At 68.5% G+C, this 16,217-nt stretch carries 15 protein-coding genes; 5 read left to right on the top strand and 10 right to left on the bottom strand.

Translation table 11 applies throughout. The annotated features are described in order from the left end of the window. Nucleotides 1-65: 65 nt before the first annotated feature. Nucleotides 66-767, top strand: coding sequence for a DUF4352 domain-containing protein (locus ACFOY2_RS15990; protein WP_379528801.1), 702 nt, complete (start codon nt 66-68; stop codon nt 765-767). Between the two features lie 324 nt (nt 768-1,091). Here ACFOY2_RS15990 and ACFOY2_RS15995 read toward each other — a convergent pair whose 3' ends face one another. After that, nucleotides 1,092-1,859 (bottom strand): GntR family transcriptional regulator, encoded by a 768-nt coding sequence (locus ACFOY2_RS15995; RefSeq protein WP_379528802.1) that lies wholly within the window; start codon nt 1,857-1,859, stop codon nt 1,092-1,094. A gap of 95 nt (nt 1,860-1,954) precedes the next feature. Here ACFOY2_RS15995 and ACFOY2_RS16000 point away from each other — a divergent pair, with 95 nt between their 5' ends. Continuing rightward, nucleotides 1,955-2,368, top strand: coding sequence for a hypothetical protein (locus tag ACFOY2_RS16000; RefSeq protein ID WP_379528803.1), 414 nt, complete (start codon nt 1,955-1,957; stop codon nt 2,366-2,368). A gap of 897 nt (nt 2,369-3,265) precedes the next feature. Here the strand turns inward: ACFOY2_RS16000 and ACFOY2_RS16005 are convergent. Continuing rightward, nucleotides 3,266-5,386: an Ig-like domain-containing protein gene (locus ACFOY2_RS16005; protein ID WP_379528804.1), complete on the bottom strand. Its 2,121-nt coding sequence runs from the start codon at nt 5,384-5,386 to the stop codon at nt 3,266-3,268. 375 nt (nt 5,387-5,761) lie between these two features. Between ACFOY2_RS16005 and ACFOY2_RS16010 the strand changes: the two genes are divergently transcribed. Together ACFOY2_RS16010 and ACFOY2_RS16015 are read left to right on the top strand one after the other, a co-directional pair. Continuing rightward, on the top strand, nt 5,762-6,163 hold the full coding sequence (locus ACFOY2_RS16010) for a thioesterase family protein (protein WP_379528805.1): 402 nt from the start codon (nt 5,762-5,764) through the stop codon (nt 6,161-6,163). Between the two features lie 296 nt (nt 6,164-6,459). Next, on the top strand, nt 6,460-7,692 hold the full coding sequence (locus ACFOY2_RS16015) for a S1C family serine protease (protein ID WP_379528806.1): 1,233 nt from the start codon (nt 6,460-6,462) through the stop codon (nt 7,690-7,692). A 66-nt stretch (nt 7,693-7,758) separates the two neighbouring features. Here ACFOY2_RS16015 and ACFOY2_RS16020 read toward each other — a convergent pair whose 3' ends face one another. The 8 genes from ACFOY2_RS16020 to ACFOY2_RS16055 form a co-directional block, all read right to left on the bottom strand. Continuing rightward, entirely contained in the window at nt 7,759-8,499 is a 741-nt protein-coding gene (locus ACFOY2_RS16020; RefSeq protein ID WP_379528807.1) for an ABC transporter permease, read from the bottom strand. Next, nucleotides 8,492-9,373 (bottom strand): ABC transporter ATP-binding protein, encoded by an 882-nt coding sequence (locus ACFOY2_RS16025; protein ID WP_379528808.1) that lies wholly within the window; start codon nt 9,371-9,373, stop codon nt 8,492-8,494. Before ACFOY2_RS16025 ends, ACFOY2_RS16020 begins: the two co-directional genes overlap by 8 nt. Continuing rightward, complete coding sequence (locus ACFOY2_RS16030; protein ID WP_379528809.1) at nt 9,370-9,693, bottom strand: winged helix-turn-helix domain-containing protein; 324 nt, start codon at nt 9,691-9,693, stop codon at nt 9,370-9,372. The genes ACFOY2_RS16025 and ACFOY2_RS16030 overlap by 4 nt, the downstream gene beginning before the upstream one ends. Next, nucleotides 9,690-10,310 (bottom strand): hypothetical protein, encoded by a 621-nt coding sequence (locus ACFOY2_RS16035; RefSeq protein ID WP_379528810.1) that lies wholly within the window; start codon nt 10,308-10,310, stop codon nt 9,690-9,692. Before ACFOY2_RS16035 ends, ACFOY2_RS16030 begins: the two co-directional genes overlap by 4 nt. A gap of 83 nt (nt 10,311-10,393) precedes the next feature. Then, on the bottom strand, nt 10,394-12,070 hold the full coding sequence (cydC, locus tag ACFOY2_RS16040) for a thiol reductant ABC exporter subunit CydC (protein WP_379528811.1): 1,677 nt from the start codon (nt 12,068-12,070) through the stop codon (nt 10,394-10,396). Beyond that, nucleotides 12,067-13,851: a thiol reductant ABC exporter subunit CydD gene (cydD, locus tag ACFOY2_RS16045; protein WP_379528812.1), complete on the bottom strand. Its 1,785-nt coding sequence runs from the start codon at nt 13,849-13,851 to the stop codon at nt 12,067-12,069. The genes cydC and cydD overlap by 4 nt, the downstream gene beginning before the upstream one ends. A 6-nt stretch (nt 13,852-13,857) precedes the next feature. Next, nucleotides 13,858-14,616, bottom strand: coding sequence for a cytochrome d ubiquinol oxidase subunit II (locus ACFOY2_RS16050; RefSeq protein WP_379528813.1), 759 nt, complete (start codon nt 14,614-14,616; stop codon nt 13,858-13,860). A 12-nt stretch (nt 14,617-14,628) separates the two neighbouring features. Then, nucleotides 14,629-15,795 (bottom strand): cytochrome ubiquinol oxidase subunit I, encoded by a 1,167-nt coding sequence (locus ACFOY2_RS16055; protein ID WP_379528814.1) that lies wholly within the window; start codon nt 15,793-15,795, stop codon nt 14,629-14,631. Between the two features lie 84 nt (nt 15,796-15,879). Between ACFOY2_RS16055 and ACFOY2_RS16060 the strand changes: the two genes are divergently transcribed. Continuing rightward, the gene (locus ACFOY2_RS16060; RefSeq protein ID WP_379528815.1) at nt 15,880-16,215 is read left to right on the top strand and encodes a helix-turn-helix transcriptional regulator; all 336 of its coding nucleotides are present in this window, start codon (nt 15,880-15,882) and stop codon (nt 16,213-16,215) included. Nucleotides 16,216-16,217: the final 2 nt, after the last annotated feature.

Raw genomic sequence — 16,217 nt, forward strand, 5'->3', positions numbered from 1 at the left:
CAACCTCGGAAGCCTTTGGAACGTCCCAACCCTCACCCTGCTCAAAGTCCAACAGAGAGGCTCCGATGACGCAGCCATACGGGCAAGACCCATACCGGCAGCAGCCACCCTCACAGCCCTACCCACCCCAGCACGGTTACGGCTACCAACCGTCCCAGCCCCCACAGCGGAAAAAGAGCAGCGCGCCGCTGATCCTCATCATCATCGGTGTCGTAGTGCTCGTACTCTTCGGTGGCTGCGCCGTGGTCGTTGTCGCGCTCGGCAGCAGCAGCGGCGGCGGCAGGTCCACCACGGCGGCCATCGATGACAACCAGGCCGAGCAGAAGCCAGTCGAAGAGCCAGCCGAGGCGCCAGTCGAAGAGCCGGCCAAGCAGACGAAGCAGGCCATCGGATCGAAGGTGCGCGACGGGAAGCTCGAGTTCACCGTCACCAAGATGGAAAGGCAGGCGCGGGTCGGTAACGACCTTCTTGGTACGGAGGCCCAGGGCGTGTTCCTGCTCGTGCACGTCACGGTCGAGAACATCGGCGACGAAGCCCAAGCCTTCACCAGCGCGGCGCAGAAGCTGCACGCGGACGGGAAAGAGTACGAGGCCGACTCGGGCGCCGCTATCTACCTGAAGAACTCCAAGAGCCTCTACGAGAAGATCAACCCCGGCAACAGCGTCCAAGGCGTGGTGCTCTTCGACATCCCCAAGGACCTGAAACCGGAAACGATCGAGCTGCACGACTCAATCTTCAGCGACGGCGTGAGGGTTAGCCTGTCATGATCGAAATGTGGTGCGAGCGCGACCTGCCAGTCCTTCCGGCAATCGTAATAGTCAAGGACGAACGTCCAGGTCAGACCTCGTAACCGGGATCATCGGCAGCGTGGTGACAGGTGCCGAACGCGATGAAGACGGCCCCGTCCCGCCTGTGATGGGGCCGTCTTGTGCGCGAGCTGCTTGAAGCGCCCCGTGCGAACGCTGGACATATAGTCCGATGTGGACAGCGCCAGGGACACGTCAGCCCCTCACCCCGGAGCCCTTTGATCGGCCTTACGTGCCGTGCCGCGCGACCCTGAACTCCTCGAGCACCGCGCGCCCAACACCCCCTCAGGAGTCGCCGACCGGCCCGTTGTAGACCAGCTTCGTCGACTCTGCGGGCACGACGATGTCGGCCACCTCCACCACGCGCTCCCCAGCGAAGTAGGATCGCTCGGCCACCATCACGATCGACCCGGCGCCTATGCCGAGTTGCTGCGCCTCCTCCCGGGTGGCAGTCCGAGCCCACACCTCCTCATCCCAGGCATCCACGTCGACGCCGACGACGGCCATGCGGTGGGTGACGCCCTTACCGGCGTGCGGGCCGCCCTCGGGGAACGCGATCGACGTCCCCTTGGTCAGCGAGAGCGGCTCCCAGCTGGTTGACAGCATCCACGGCTGTTCGTCATCGGCCGACGTGAACACGTACGCCGTCCGCATGACGTCATGCTGGTCGCCATCCGGAACGGCCAGGCCGAGCCGTTCCCGCACCTCCGGCGGTGCCTGCATCGTGTCCGACCGGTACGCCCAGGTGCCGTGACGGCCCTGCTCCTCCATTTGCTGAGCGAACGGACTCCCGGCCTGGCGTTCACGAAACCAGGAACGAACGAGGCTGCGGCGTTGGGGTCGCTGCCGGACGAACATGCCAGCGCCCGGCCGGGATACGAGCATGCCCTCTCGTACGAGCACCTCGGTCGCCTGGCGTACGACGCCCTCAGCTGCCCGGTACTCGTCGGCCAGCTCGTGACGGGCCGGTAGGCGCACGCCGGGAGCGAGGTCGCCGCGAACAATTTTCGCCCGCAGATCGGCAGCAATACGGGCGTACGACGGTTGATCCACGGGATACAGCTTGACGTGCCGGATATCCAGCCTGCAAGCTGGTCATCCGGCACGTTAGCCGGATATCCAGATTACTTTGGTGGTGACCCTGCACCGTGCCGACTTGGACCCAGGACTACCTCGCCTACCCCGGCAGCATCGACACCGCAGTCGCGTACGCGGACGCGATCGTCGGCGCACACATCCCCGGGCGCACGGACGACGCCCGCAAGGTCATGGCCGAGCTTTTCGCCGTCGCCCTCGCGCGGAGCGGCCCACTCAGCAGCCTGAACCTCACCACGATCTTCACGACAACCGGGCCGAAGATCGCGCTGCGGTTCGAGCTGTGCTTCCCCAACGACGTTGCGGGCGCGGATGCCGAGCTGGCCCACAAGACCCTGTCTGCGCTATCGGACACGTACGGTGAGCAACGTGATCGACAGGGCGGCCGGATGATCTACGCCGAACTGTGGGGTTGCGTTGAAGGGGATTCGCGCCATCGTCAAGGCCAAGATCATAGAAAGCAGTGATCATAGAAAGCAGTTCGGCTCTTGCCCCCGTTTGCTCCGCTGTACCGGCGACGGTTTCGATGGATGGGGCTGTTGGGCAGTGCCGTCACTGTGGCAACACGATCGTGTGCCTGCACATCCCGGGACTGGCTATCTGGGTGACGCCACTCGGCGAGCCGCCGCCGAGAAGGGGTGTGACGGTGTCGATCGAATGCCCTGCCCGGCCCATCGCAGGTGATAAGGGTTCGTTCCTGCGCCACGATCCGTCTCAGTGAAGCTTCCCGGCTCTCGCGTTGAGACCCACACCAACCTCCGCAGCCGGGATCCCCACCAGACCCCTTGGGACCGGGTCTGGTGAAGGGGGTCTCTGCTCGGCCGCCTGGGCGGAGACCCCCATCCACAGCAGCCGTTCCCCGGAGGGAGAGGAGCGCCACGAACCCCATCGTCGCCACTCCCTGGCTCCAGCGCCCCTGGGGCTTCGGCTGTCGTCCGGAGGAAGAAAGCCCTACCAGTCGAGTTCTTCTTCGTCTTCGACGGACTGTTCCGCATCGAACTGGAGCATGCCTGCACCGTTGAACGCACCCCTCGGCAGGCGTTCACCGTCCCAGCGGGAATGCTGTACCGGCCCGTCTTCCCGGTTCGCAGCGCCGTCCTGATAATCGAAAAGGCCGGTGTCAGCGAGGTTGCGTCGGACGGCAATCTGGGTGCTCAGCGCCGAGCACGCGCGTCTTGATTGGCAAGAGAGCAAGGCGCACTGATCGCGGGTGCCAGCAGCACCTCCAACCATGCCTACCCGATGGGCAGGACTGGATCCATCGGTCGGATGAGGGGGCTTCTCCGATCGCAGTCCCCGACCGGGTGCCTCGCGCGACCACACGTTAACGGAGCGACGGGGGCAGTTTCACCGGTTGTAAGCGATCATGTATCTCCGGCTGTGGTGAATGACCAGGTATAGGGCGTCATAACATTGCCCGAGCGGTCCTTGGCGCCGCTCACCTCGACTTGGTATACCGTCGAGGCGGCGAGTGGTGAGGTCGGCGTGAAGGTCCATTCGGCGTTGTCGCCCGCCGTTGTTCCCTGCACGGTCGCGTTTGATGAGTCCTTGACCGTGATTTGGACGTCGGACGCCCCCTCGTCGAAGCCAATCCTGACCGCGGTGTCCACCGGCACGTTGGTCTCGTCCTCGGCGGGGTCGCTGCCTTCCACCGTGGGCGGGTCGGTATCAGGGCCACCCGTGGTGAACGACCATCTATGCGGGCCGGGCATCACCTGGCCGGCCACATCCTGGGCGCCAATGGCTGTCACGCTGTAGTGGGTGTAGGCAGTCAGCGGCCTTTCCGGCAGGAATTGCGTTATCTTCTCATTCTCCTGCCTGGACACCCCGGCGACCGGCTCCCCACCGGGGCCCTCCAGTGCCATCTCGGCTCCGATGACTCGCTTGCTGAATACCACCCAAATCTCGGTGTTGGGCGGTACACCCCTCGCGTCCTCGTCCGGACCTGCAGCGACCACGGTCGGCGGATCGGTGCTCTCGTACTCTTTGAGCCAGTTGCCTGACTCTGGAGGCGTGTCGTCGTGCAGGTCGGTGGTGGAGACGCTGGATTTGGTGTTGAGCGCCTTCAACTCCTGCAGCAGCTGTTCCTCGGTGATGTCCTGCGGAGGGAGCATCTCCGGATAGCCGCGGGAGCGTTCGGGATCGTTCATGAACGCTTCCCACTCTTCGGCCGTCTGCGGCTCGGGTTCACCTTCGTAGTAGAAGCGCATCACCTCAGGCTTGGGCGCGGGCGTGTATTGGACCATGAGGGTGGGTGGGTGGCGGTAGCCCGGGTAGAGCTCGCCGCTGTTTTCGCTGGAGTAGTACTGCCGCCAGTTGATCGCCGCGGTCTCGGTGACGGCTCGCAGCACCACCCCGTGGTTGGGCACGTCCTGCTCGATCCAGGCGCGGGCCATGCCGGTGACCCGGTGCACCAGCTGCTCCTCCTTGGCGCACCAGCTGGCAGGGTCGGCCTCATAGTTGTAGCCGGCCTTGTTCCCTCCCTCCATGCTGCTGGAGACCGAGGGCTGGCTGGACCAGCTCAAGCTGCTCGTACTCCATGAAGAAGTGACGCGTGCGGCCGCGATGCCCGACCCGAGGTTTTCGCCGCACAGTTGGCCGTTGGGGCCGCCGGACTTGTAGTTCCACACCCACAGGTCCGCGTCGACGACGGTGGCGCCCTCGAGTGCCGGGTCCTCGGTGTTGAACTTCAGGTACACGCGGGCGATGTCGGCGCTGGTGGAGGTGGTGCCAGCGCGCAGCCAGCCAGCCGCAGCGTTGTTGGTGCCGGGGCTGTTCTTGCTCACCCAGGCATCGGTGGGTGTTCCGCCGCCAAACCAATCGTCGGCGGCGGCAATCGTCACCGGATAGGTCACCGCCGGGTCGGCCAGGAACTTCTCATCTGGGGTGAACACCAGCTTCGATGTCGTGCCGGAGGTCTCCACGCTCGCGGTGACCGGGGAGCTCTTGCCCTCCTCGGGGGAGGCTTCCATCTTGGCGTCCATCGCGGTCAGCACGATCGGCGCCGCGGCTGCCCTGCCCTTGGCGTCCTTGAGCTGCGGCAACCCTTGGGACGTCTTACCGAACGTGGTGCCTTCGGGCAGGGTGAGCGGCAGCCGTATGGTCACCGGGCCGGTCGGCCGTTGTCGGAAGACCACTTGGGAGATGAACCCGTCGGCCTGGGCCTGCACCACCAGGTCCGCGCCCAGTGCGACGGCGTTGGGATAGGTGACCGTGCTGCCGGAGATCTTCGGCTCCGGCAGCGCCTGGGTCACGTTCAGCCCGCTCTTGCCCTGCTTGCCGTCCGCCGACACCAACTGCTTGGTTCCGCGTCCGCCGAAGGTCAGCGGGGTCTTGACCCGCGTGGCCTGCAGTTTGCCGTCACGGGTGACGATGCGGGTGTCGATGGGCTCCCAGGCACCGCTGGCTGGGTTCTTGAGCTGGACGGGCCGGGTATACAGCTCGGCCCGCATGTTCTTGCCGTCCGGGTTAGCCCAGACCTTCATGGTCTCGGTGAACTGGGAAGGAACTTCAACGGGTTTGCCGGACTTGCTCGCCTTCTCCCAAGCGGTTTTGAGGGTCGGCTGCGAAGTAGCGGTCGGCGGTGATGTCGGTGTGGACGAGGGGGTGGGGGATGGCGCTGGGCCCTGGGCGATCGCGGGCGCGCTCACGAGCGAGAGCGGCAGCAGTAGTGCTGCGAGCAGGGCAGCGCGGTGGCGCGTCCGGGCGGATAAGCCGGACGCTGGTCGACGTGTGTTCACTCACAACCTTTCGGACAGAGGAGACAAAACGGGTTGATCGTCACATAAGAAACAAATAAAAGTAAAGATCATTTTCGTAGCGGGAAAGCTGCTGAGCGTAATGGGGCGTTCCATTAGGTGATGGAATTTCGTCCCTATCGAACGCACCGTCCCGGCACCTGCTGCCCGAAATCCGACTATTTCGCCGCCCTGCCTTCGGTTTCGGCCACCGGCTACCTGGTCGGCATCGTGGAATGGGCCTGTAGGCGTGATCTGGATGGGCACCTGGAAGAGGGTGAGCAGGCCCTGGGCGTGCATGCCGCCCTCAGTCACCAGGCCCCCACGCCCTCGGGCAGCACCCTGACCGTCTACGCCGAGCTCAGCGCCGTCGACGGCACACAGCTCATCTTCACCGTCCACGCCCACGACGACGCGGCCACTGTCTGCCAGGGAGCCCCACCACCGCACAGTCATCAACGCCGAGCGCTTCGCCGCACGACTCCGCACCCGAACCACTGCATCCCATCCCCCAAAGCTGGCTAATCCAGCTCAATCGCCCCTTCCGGACCGCCAGCGTAGGGAGACCGTGGCGTGCTTCTCCTTCTCGATCGAGGGATGGGCTCAAAACCGGTTAAAGTGGAGAACACCGATTGTGTGGCCCATCACCCGCATGCACGCCGCGACACGTTCCGTGTGGCTGCATGCCGGTGAATACGCCCTTCGGCCAGCGCCGATAAGCCGTCCGTGAAGCCTCTCATGAGCTTCTGATCAGCGGCTTAACCAGGTCTTACGTCGGTTTTGGCACCCTTGAACCATAGGGATTCGAGGGAGATGGACAGATGAACGCGAACGAGCCTCACGAGCAGCGCGCCGGTGGGTGGAGCCAGTTCGGCGACACCCCGCCTGCCGCCGGGGGCTTCCCCCGTCGGGAAACGCATCCCATGCCTCAGCCGCCCCCGCCTCCCGCACCGCCGAAGCAACCGGGGTTCTTCGCCGGGCGCAAGGTCATCGCCGGCCTCGCCCTGGCCGCCACGGCCGTCGGCGGCGGGATCGTGGGGGCCGCCGTCGCCACGTCGTTCCAGCCTGAGCCGGTTGCCAGTTCGGGCACGCCGAGCCCCGTCTTCAAGTCGGCCTCCAACCAGCTCACCGTCGCCGAGGTCGCGGCCAAGGTGCAGCCGACCGTCGTGATGGTCCAGGGGCAGACCGGTGAGGGCTCCGGCGTGGTGCTGTCGGAGGACGGGCTCATCCTCACCAACAACCACGTGGTCGTGGGCGCAGGCCAGGGCGGCGGCCAGATGACCGTCAAGTTCAGCGACGGCAAGACTGCCAAGGCCACCGTCGTCGGCACCGACCCGGCCACCGACCTCGCCGTCATCAGGGCGGAGGGCACCTCAGGGCTGACCGCGGCCACGCTCGGCGACAGCGACCTGCTCAAGGTCGGCGACCCCGTGCTCGCCATCGGAAGCCCGCTCGGCCTCGACGGATCCGTCACGGCCGGGATCGTCAGCGCGCTCGACCGCACGCTCACCGTCGGTGGCGAGCAGCGCCAGCAGGTTCCGCCGGGCTGGCCCCAGCCCGGGCAGGGCCAGGGCGGTGACGTCACGACGATCGGCGGCGCCATTCAGACCGACGCCGCCATCAACCCGGGCAACTCCGGTGGTGCGCTGGTGAACGCCGCGGGCGAGCTCGTCGGCATCAACACCGCGATCGCCTCCGACGCGGCGGGCGGCGGAGTCGGCTTCGCCATCCCGGTCAACACCGCCAAGCAGGTCTCCGAGCAGCTCATCGACAGCGGCAAGGTCAACCACGCCTTCCTCGGCGTGAGCGTCACGAACGCGACCGGCGACGTGCCCGGCGCCCTGGTCCGTGAGATCACGGCTGGAAGCCCGGCGGAGAAGGCGGGACTGCGTCAGGGCGACCTGATCACCAAGCTCGGTGACAAGACGGTTGACGGAGGAGATACTGTAGTTGGGCAGGTCAGAGGTTTCAAACCGGGCCAACAGGTCAAGATCACATATATGAGGGACGGTAAGACCAACGAGGTCACCGTGACCCTCATCGAAAAAGGATAACAGACCCCCTCCTGGACGGGTGTGCCGTCGAGATCGCTGCGGACTCGGCGGCACACCCCCCATTTGTCAGGAGAAACGCCGCCCCTCGTCACGGCGGTAGGCCCAGGCGGCCGCGACCGCCGCCACGACCGTCCAGCAGGCCAGCGCCACCAGCGCCACCGGGTCAGGGGAGTGGCCGGCGGTGACCGCCCAGAGCAGTTCGGCGGCGCCCCTGGCGGGCGTGTAAGGCGAGACGACCTCGATGAAGCCGGGCATGATCTGCGGCGGCAGCAGCAGCCCGCCCAGGATCGCCATCGGGAAGAACAGCACCTGAGACACCGCGATCGCGGCCTTCGAGCTCAGCATCAGCCCGATGAACAGCGCCATCAGCATGAACGGGATCCCGCCCACCATCAGCACGCCCAGCCCCAGCAGCAACTGGAGCGGCGTGATCGTCGCCTCGGTCAGCAGCGCCGCGACCACCAGCACGGGGATGACCGAGGTGAGCATGGTCGCGAGCGTCACCAGGATCCGCCCGGTGAAACGGGGGAGCGGGCCGGCGGGGAGCGTGCGCAGGTAGGGGTTCCACGGCTGCTCGCGGTCGAGTGCCACGGTGATGCTGAGCCCGATCAGCGCGCTCGACATGGCGCCGAAGAACGTCAGCGACCCGGTGCTCATCGTGGCGATCACGGGGTCGTCCCCCGAGAACGGCACCACGAACGCCAGCATCGTGACGGCCGGGATCAACGCGCTGGCCACGATGCTGATCGGCACCCTGAGCTGCTCGATCATCAGGTAGCGGGCGTGGGCCATGACCAGGCTAGACATGCGCGGACTCCTTCGAGGTCAGGGCCAGGAAGGCCTCCTCCAGCGTGCTCGGCCTGATCTCCAGACCGGAGAAGGGCGTGCCGCTGCGCACCAGCTCGACGACCAGCCGGTCGGGGTCGGTGGTCACCAGGTCGACGCGGCCGTCCCTACGTTCGGAGGTCACCACGCCGGGCAACTCGGGCAGGGAATCGGCGATGAGGGAGACCCGCCGCACGCCCACGACGTCGCGTATCGCGCGTACCGTGTCGTCGGCCAGCACCCGGCCCTGCCCCACCACGACCGCCCGCTCGGCCAGCGCCTCGATCTCCTCCAGGTAGTGGCTGGTCAGCAGCACGGTGCCGCCGCCCTCATGGAAGGACCTGACGCCGTCCCACAGCGCGCGCCTGGCCTCGACGTCCAGGCCGGTCGTGGGCTCGTCGAGGAAGACCACGCGCGGATTGCCGGCGAATGCCAGCGCCACCGCCAGCCGCCGCCTCTGCCCGCCGGACAGACCGCCGACCTGTCGCTTGACCAGGTCGCTCAGCCCGAACCTGGCCAGCAGTTCGCCCTTGTCGGCCCTGTCGGGGAAGTGCGCGGAGACGAAGTCGACGATCTCGCCGACCCGTAACGTCTCGGGCAGCCCCGTCTCCTGCGGGGTCACGCCGATGCCGCGCCGGACGGCCGGATCCGTGGGCGAGCCGCCGAGCAGCTCGATCGTGCCGGACGTCGGGCGGCGCAGCCCCACGAACAGATTGATCAGGGTGGACTTGCCCGCCCCGTTCGGGCCGAGCAGGCCAACCAGCTCGCCCGCCCGGATGTCGAGCGAGATGCGATCGAGGGCCAGGACGTCGCCATAGCGGCGGCTGGCCTCCATCGCTCTGGCCAGAACCGTCATTGAACTCCTCCAGCGTTGTCGAGCAGGGCGCGAATGGCCTTGGTGTAGTCGTCGAAGGCCAGCCGCCCGCGTTTGGTGAGCGCCACGAACGTGACGGGCGTGCGGCCCTTGTGGGTCTTGTTGATCCGGACGTATCCGGCGTCCTCGAGCTTGGTCAGGTGCACCGACAGGTTGCCCGCCGTCATGCCGAGCAGGTCCTTCAGCGGCCCGAACGCCATCTCGTCGCCGTCGCCGAGCACGTTGAGCGCGGCCACCACGCGCAGCCTGGCCTGCGCGTGGATCACCGGATCGAGATCGGGCGGCGCCTTGTCCGCGCTCACGCGCCGCGCCTGAGCCACAGGCCCGCCGCGACGAAGCCGCCGCCCAGCAGCGTCGCGGTCAGCAGCGCGTGCCAGCCGGGGCCGAGCAGCACGCCCAGCGCGTTCACGGCCGCCGCCCAGGCGCCGGTGAAGAACATCGGCCAGTTCAGCCAGATCGCGCCGCCGGCCATGTGCAGCACCGCCACCACCAGCAGGGACACGCCCGCCCACATCAGCCCGCTCTCGTCGGGAGGCAGGATCGTGCTCAGCCTGACGCAGATGACGGCCATCACCAGCATCCCGGCGAACCACGCGTAGCCAAACATCGCGCCCCTGGCCGAGGTGTCGCCCCGGATCAGCCGGTTCATCCGCACGATCCCGAAAGCTGCCAGCGCCCCCGCGACGAGTTGGCAGCTCATGAGCACGGCCAGCGCCTGCATCTGGGAGATCGGCGCGTACGGCCGGCCATCAAGGCCGTAGTGCAGGAAGAACGCGGTGAAGCCGAGGAACCAGGAGACACCCCACGGCACGTACAGCAGGAGCGGGTCGCCCTTGAGCGATTTCACGGTCGCGACGCTCTGCTCCTCGATGACGCGCAGCATCTCCTCGGGGCTCGCCGCACGATCGTCGTCTCGCATCGCAAACTCCTCGCAATCTCAAACTGGTTTGTATTTTAAACCTGATTGCGAAGCCAACTCAAATTGGTACCCCGGGTTCGCGCTTACCTCCTGGTCAGGACCTCGGACTCCCACAGGTCGCGGTAGTAGCCGGGCACGGCGACGAGCTCGTCGTGGCGCCCCCGCTGCGCGATCCTGCCCTCCTCCAGCACGATGACCTCGTCCACCAGCTCAAGCCCCTTGAGCCGGTGGGTCACCAGGAGGGTCGTGCGGTCCCTGGTCACGTCGAGCAGGTCGGCCATCAGCCGGTCGGCGGTCTCCTCGTCCAGTGCCTCGGCGGGCTCGTCGAGCAGCAGCACCGGCGGGTCGTACAGCAGCGCCCTGGCCAGGGCCAGCCGCTGGAGCTGCCCGCCGGAGACGGTCCTGCCGTCCTCGCCCAGCTCGGCGTCCCAGCCGGTCCGCCCGACCCAGTCCTCCAGGCGCGCGTCGCGGACGGCGCGGGCCAGCTCCTCCTCACCGGCCTCCGGGCCTGCCAGGCGGAGGTTGTCGCGCAGGGTGGTGCGGAAGATGTAGGGGTCCTGGGTGAGGCCCGTCATCAGGGTCCGTACGTCGTCGCCGTCCAGGTCGCGAAGATCGACGCCGTTGATCCGGATATTTCCGGACTCCGGCTCGACCAGTCGCATCAGCGCGGCCAGCAACGTGCTCTTGCCCGCACCGCTCGGGCCGACGATCGCGACCCGCCTGCCGGGGGCGAGCCGCAGCGACACCCCGTCCAGCGCCGCAGCCCCGGCCGTGTGGCACACCACCAGATCGTCGATCTCGACGGTCAGCGGCGCCTCGGGGCGCGGCGCGGGCGCGGCCGGCTCGGCGACCGCAGGACCGGCCGAACGCACCTCGCGCAGCCGCCTGATCGCGGCCATGATGCCCGCCATGCGCTCACCCGCCGCCGCCAGCGGCAACACCGGCTCGAACGCCACCAGGGACGTCAGCGCGAGCACCGCCGTGCCCACCGAACCGACCCCCGACCCCTGGGCCAGCAGGACGACCGCCGCCACCGTCAACCCCTGCACCAGCGTGCCCCCGGCCAAGGCGGCGGCATGCACGCGGGCCTGGCGGCGTTCGAGCGCGGCCAGGGACTCATCGGCCGCCAGCGCCTTGGCCAGGGCCTCCCGGTCGGCTCCGTACGCGGCCAGGTCGGCCGAGCCGTGCACCAGATCGGCCACCCGGCCCGCCAGCGCCGCCCGCGCCGGGGCGATCCTGGCCGACCAGCGTCGGGCCGCGGCGGCCGTACCGGCGGGCAGCGCCACCCCGGCCAGCACCAGCCCGGCCACCAGCACCAGCGCCGCCACCGGCAGCACGGCCAGCCCCACCACGACGGCCGCCAGTCCGGCCAAAGCCGCGGCGGCGGCCGGCAGGAGGCAGCGGACGAGCAGGTCCTGCACGGCCTCGGTGTCGTCCACCATGCGGCTGAGCAGGTCGGCGCCGCCGTGACGGGGCGGCTGGGGCGGGATGAGGGCCCGGTAGAGGCGTTCGCGGGTGTCGGCCTGGGCGCGCAGCGCCACGTCATGGCCGGTCAGCCGCTCCGCATAACGGAAGACGCCCTTGCCGGTGGCGAACGCCCTGGTGGCCACGATCGCCAGGCTCAGCGCGGCCAGCGAGGGCTGCTCGGCGGCCCTGGTGATGAGCCAGGCCGCCGCGGCGATCAGGCCGAGCCCGGCCAGGTCGGCCGCCGCCCCGGCCAGCACCGCCCAGACCAGGCGGGGTCCCATGGGCCGCTTCACCGCTCGCTCCCTTCCTGCCGCCCCACCACGACCTCCCGGCCCCCTGGATCTGACGCGGGAGCGCTGGGGCGGAGGGTGTCGGAGATGACGCGGCCCTCGTGGATGCGGATGATGCGGCCGGCCAGGTCGATCATGGCGGGCCGATGGGCGACGATGACGGCGGTGCGGCCGTGGGCCAGGTCGGCGGTGCCGGATACCACGGCGGCCTCGCTGCGTCCGTCCAGGCGGGCCGTGGGCTCGTCCAGCAGCAGGACCGAGGCGGACGGGCGGCAGAAGGCGCGGGCCAGGGCGATGCGCTGGCGCTGACCGGCGGACAGGTTGGTCCCGCGCTCACCCAGCACCGTGTCGTACCCCTGGGGGAGACCCGCCACGAAGTCGGCGTGGGCCGCCGAGGCCGCCTGCCTGACCTCTTCCGGAGAGGCGCCGGGCGCTCCGAGCCGGATGTTGTCGGCCACGGACGCGGCGAACAGGTGCGGCCGCTGTGCCACGAACGCCAGCCGGGCCCGCCAGCTCCCGAGGTCCATCTCGCGCAGGTCGGCGCCGTCCACGAGGACGCGGCCCTCGGAGGGTTCGACGAAGCCGAGGATGAGGTGGAGCAGCGTGCTCTTGCCGCCGCCGCTCTCGCCGACCAGGGCCACCCGTTCGCCCGGCCCGATGGTGAGTGAGACGTTCTCCAGCGCCGCCACCTCCCGGCCCGGGTAGCGGACGGTGACGTTCTCCAGCCTGATCTCCGGCGCTCCCGCCGACGAACCGGCGGCTGATGCGACACCGGCCCCCGCAGCGGCCCCCGCGGCCGTCCCGGCAGGAGGCGCGGTGGCCGACGTCGTGTCCTGGCGTGCCCGATCGTCGGTGGCGCCGTCCAGGACGGTGAAGGCGGCGTCGGCGGCGGCGACGCCCTCCATCGAGGCGTGGAAGCGCGTCCCCATGGCCCGCAGCGGCAGGTACGCCTCCGGCGCCAGCAGCAGCACCAGCAGCGCGGTCGTCAGATCCAGCGAGCCCCCGAGCAGCCGCAGCCCGATGGGCACCGCCACCAGCGCCAGCGACAACGACGCGCACAACTCCAGCACCAGCGACGACAGGAACGCCACCCGCAACGTCCGCATCGTGGCGCCGCGGTGCGCGTCGGCGACCTGGCGGATGACGTTCGCCTGGTAGCGGGCCCGTCCGAACGCCCGCAGCGTCGGCAGCCCGCGCACCACGTCCAGGAAGTGGCCCCCGAGCCGCGACAAAGCCAGGAACTGGCGTTCGGTGACGACCTTGGTCGTCATGCCGACCAGCGCGCCGAAGATGGGGATCAGCGGCAGCGTGACCAGGACGATGACCGCGCTGGCCAGGTCGGCGGCGAACAGCCGGACGAGCACCGCGACGGGCACCACCGCGGCCACCGCGATCGACGGCAGGTAGCCGGTCAGGTAGGCGTCGAGCCGGTCCAGGCCGCGCCCGGCGAGCGTGACCAGCTCGCCGGAGCGGTGCTCGGTGAGCCGTCCTGGGCCGAGCTCGCGCAGCCGTTCCAGCAGCCGGTGCCGCAGCGCCGACTTCACCCCGGTGGCGGTGCGCCCAGCGAAGACGCCCTGCGTCCAGGCCAGCAGCGCCCGGACGAACACCACCGCCACCAGCCCCGCCAGGGCGACGGCGGTGAAGCGGCCGGACAGCACCCCGGCCAGCAGCTCGGCCTGAACGAGCACGAGCAGCCCCGCCAGCACGGCCGCCGCCATGGTGACGGCCAGATGGCGGCGAACCGACCGCTCGGCCCGCATGAGCCGTAGGAGATCCTTATGCACGTGCCCTCAGAAGAACGACGGGAGCCGGAAGGCGTCCTTCCCCGGACGGAAAGTGCGCCATACCCATATTTGCGCGCCAAGCATGATGGGTGCGACGGGCAGGACGATGACACTGAGCACATTCAGCGCGGCGGGGGAGGCGGTGTGCTCCAGCAGGTAGGGCATCGCGGCCCCCAGCAGCCCCAGGGGTGGCACGGCGGCCATGAACGCCGACAGCAGCAGCGCCCACCCCGACCGCTCGGCCCCGAACTCGCCGGGCGCCCGCCAGGCCAGGAACGTCCACCCGTGGAAGGCGAACAGCAGGGTCACGGCCACGCCGAGCAGCACGCCGACGGGGTTCACGGGTGAGGATCCTGTGGCGGTCGCGTACAGGGCCATGCCCCAGCCGAACGAGAGCCCCAGAGACCCGAACGCGATCATCGCGTCCCAGAACCCGCGCCAGCCGCGCCCGTCGAGCCTGCGCCTGAACCACAGCCCCGCGTCCCGCAGCACCCAGCTCAGCAGCATGGCCACCACCAGCGGATACAGCTCGAACAGCACCTCGCCTTCGAGCATCGGGTACACCCCGAACAGCGTTCCTGCGACGGCCACCAGCCACACCTCGTTGGCCAGCACGTATGGCGCCATGGCCGCCACCATGCGGTCGCGGCCCTCCCGCGTCCTGCCGACCACCGGCAGCAGCAGCCCCACACCCAGATCGAACCCCTCAAGGGCGAAATATCCGGTCAGCAGCGCCGCGAAGATGACGAACCAGATCAGTTCCATGTGTCACGACTCCTAGTAGCTCAGCGCGGGCGAGCGCGTCTGCGCGTCGGAGGCCCCGAGCGCCAGGTCGCTCGGCCCGCGCCGGATCACCTTGGCGATGAGGACGTAGTCGACGACGGCCAGCAGCCCGAGCACGGCGACGAACCCGATCAGCGAGGACGTGATCATGCCCGAGGTCAGCCCGGGGGACATGGCGTCGGCCACGGTGAGCTGCTTGTAGATCATCCACGGTTGCCGTCCGATCTCGCGGACCATCCAGCCCATGATCGACAGGATGAACGGCAGCGGCGTCATGGCGATCAGCAGCGGATGCGTCCAGCGCAGGCGCCACAGCACCCCGACCATCGGCAACATCACGAGCAGCACGACCAGGCCGAGGAGCTGGCCGATCTCGATCATGATCGCCAGCGGGAGCGCCAAGCCGAGGTTCCCATCGAACTTGCCGGTGTCGATGACGCCGAACTGCGCGTACCCGAAGCCCATCGTGACGAAGATCCCGATGGCCGCCACGATCACGCCCATGCGCATCGACCGGGTGAAGAACTCGACCTCGGTCGTACGGCGCCGCAGCTGGTACGCGCTGGCGCCCACCAGCACCATGCCCCCGGTGAACAGCCCCGCCCCGATCACGTGCGGGAAGGCGAAGATCAGCGACTTGTTCGTGAGCAGGGCGCCGAAATCGACCAGCTCCAGGCGGCCGTTCCTGGCGACGTGGCCGACCGGGTTCTGCAGGAAGGAGTTGGCGACCATGATGAAGAACGCGCTCGCGTACGCCGTCAGCGTCACCAGCCAGATGCAGGCCAGATGCGCCCACTTGGGCAGCCGCCCCCAGCCGAAGATCCACAGCCCCAGGAATGTGGATTCCAGGAAGAAGGCCACCAGTGTCTCCATGGCCAGCGGCGCGCCGAACACGTCCCCGGCGTAATGGGACAACCCACTCCACGACAGCCCGAACTGGAACTCCATCACCAGCCCGGTGACGATGCCCAGCGCGTAGTTGATGACGTAGATCTGCCCCCAGAACCGGGTCATCCGCTCGTGCAGCGGGTTCCCTGTGCGGGTCCAGCGGGTGTGCATGATCGCCACAAGCGGCGCCAGCCCGAGCGTGAGCACGACGAACAGGAAATGCAGGCTGCTCGTCACCGCGAACTGCGTGCGCGCCAGTTCGAGAACATCCATCACGACTCCGTTGTTGGACTACCTATATATAGCCAGCCTACATGTAGGCTGGCTACACGCGATGCGGGTGTCTAGGATCTAGGCATGAATCCAGACGCGCTGCGCGGGCACATGGACGCGCTGCTGCTCTCGGTGCTCGAAGCGGGGCCGCTGCACGGCTACGCGATCATCGAGGCGCTGCAGCAGCGCAGCGGAGGCGCGCTGAGCGTGCCGACCGGCACCGTCTACCCGGCCCTGCGCAGGCTGGAGCGCATCGGCTTCCTGTCCAGCGAGTGGGTGACCGTGGGCGGTCGCAAACGCCGCACCTACCGGCTGACGGATTCGGGCAGGAAACAACTCGAAGGCGAGCGCTCGGCCTGGCGCGAGTTCGCCAGCGTGATCGGCAGCGTGCTGAGCACGGAGGCCACCAAGGCCGACTGACC

Source organism: Nonomuraea purpurea (assembly GCF_042650645.1).
Taxonomy (GTDB): domain Bacteria; phylum Actinomycetota; class Actinomycetes; order Streptosporangiales; family Streptosporangiaceae; genus Nonomuraea; species Nonomuraea purpurea.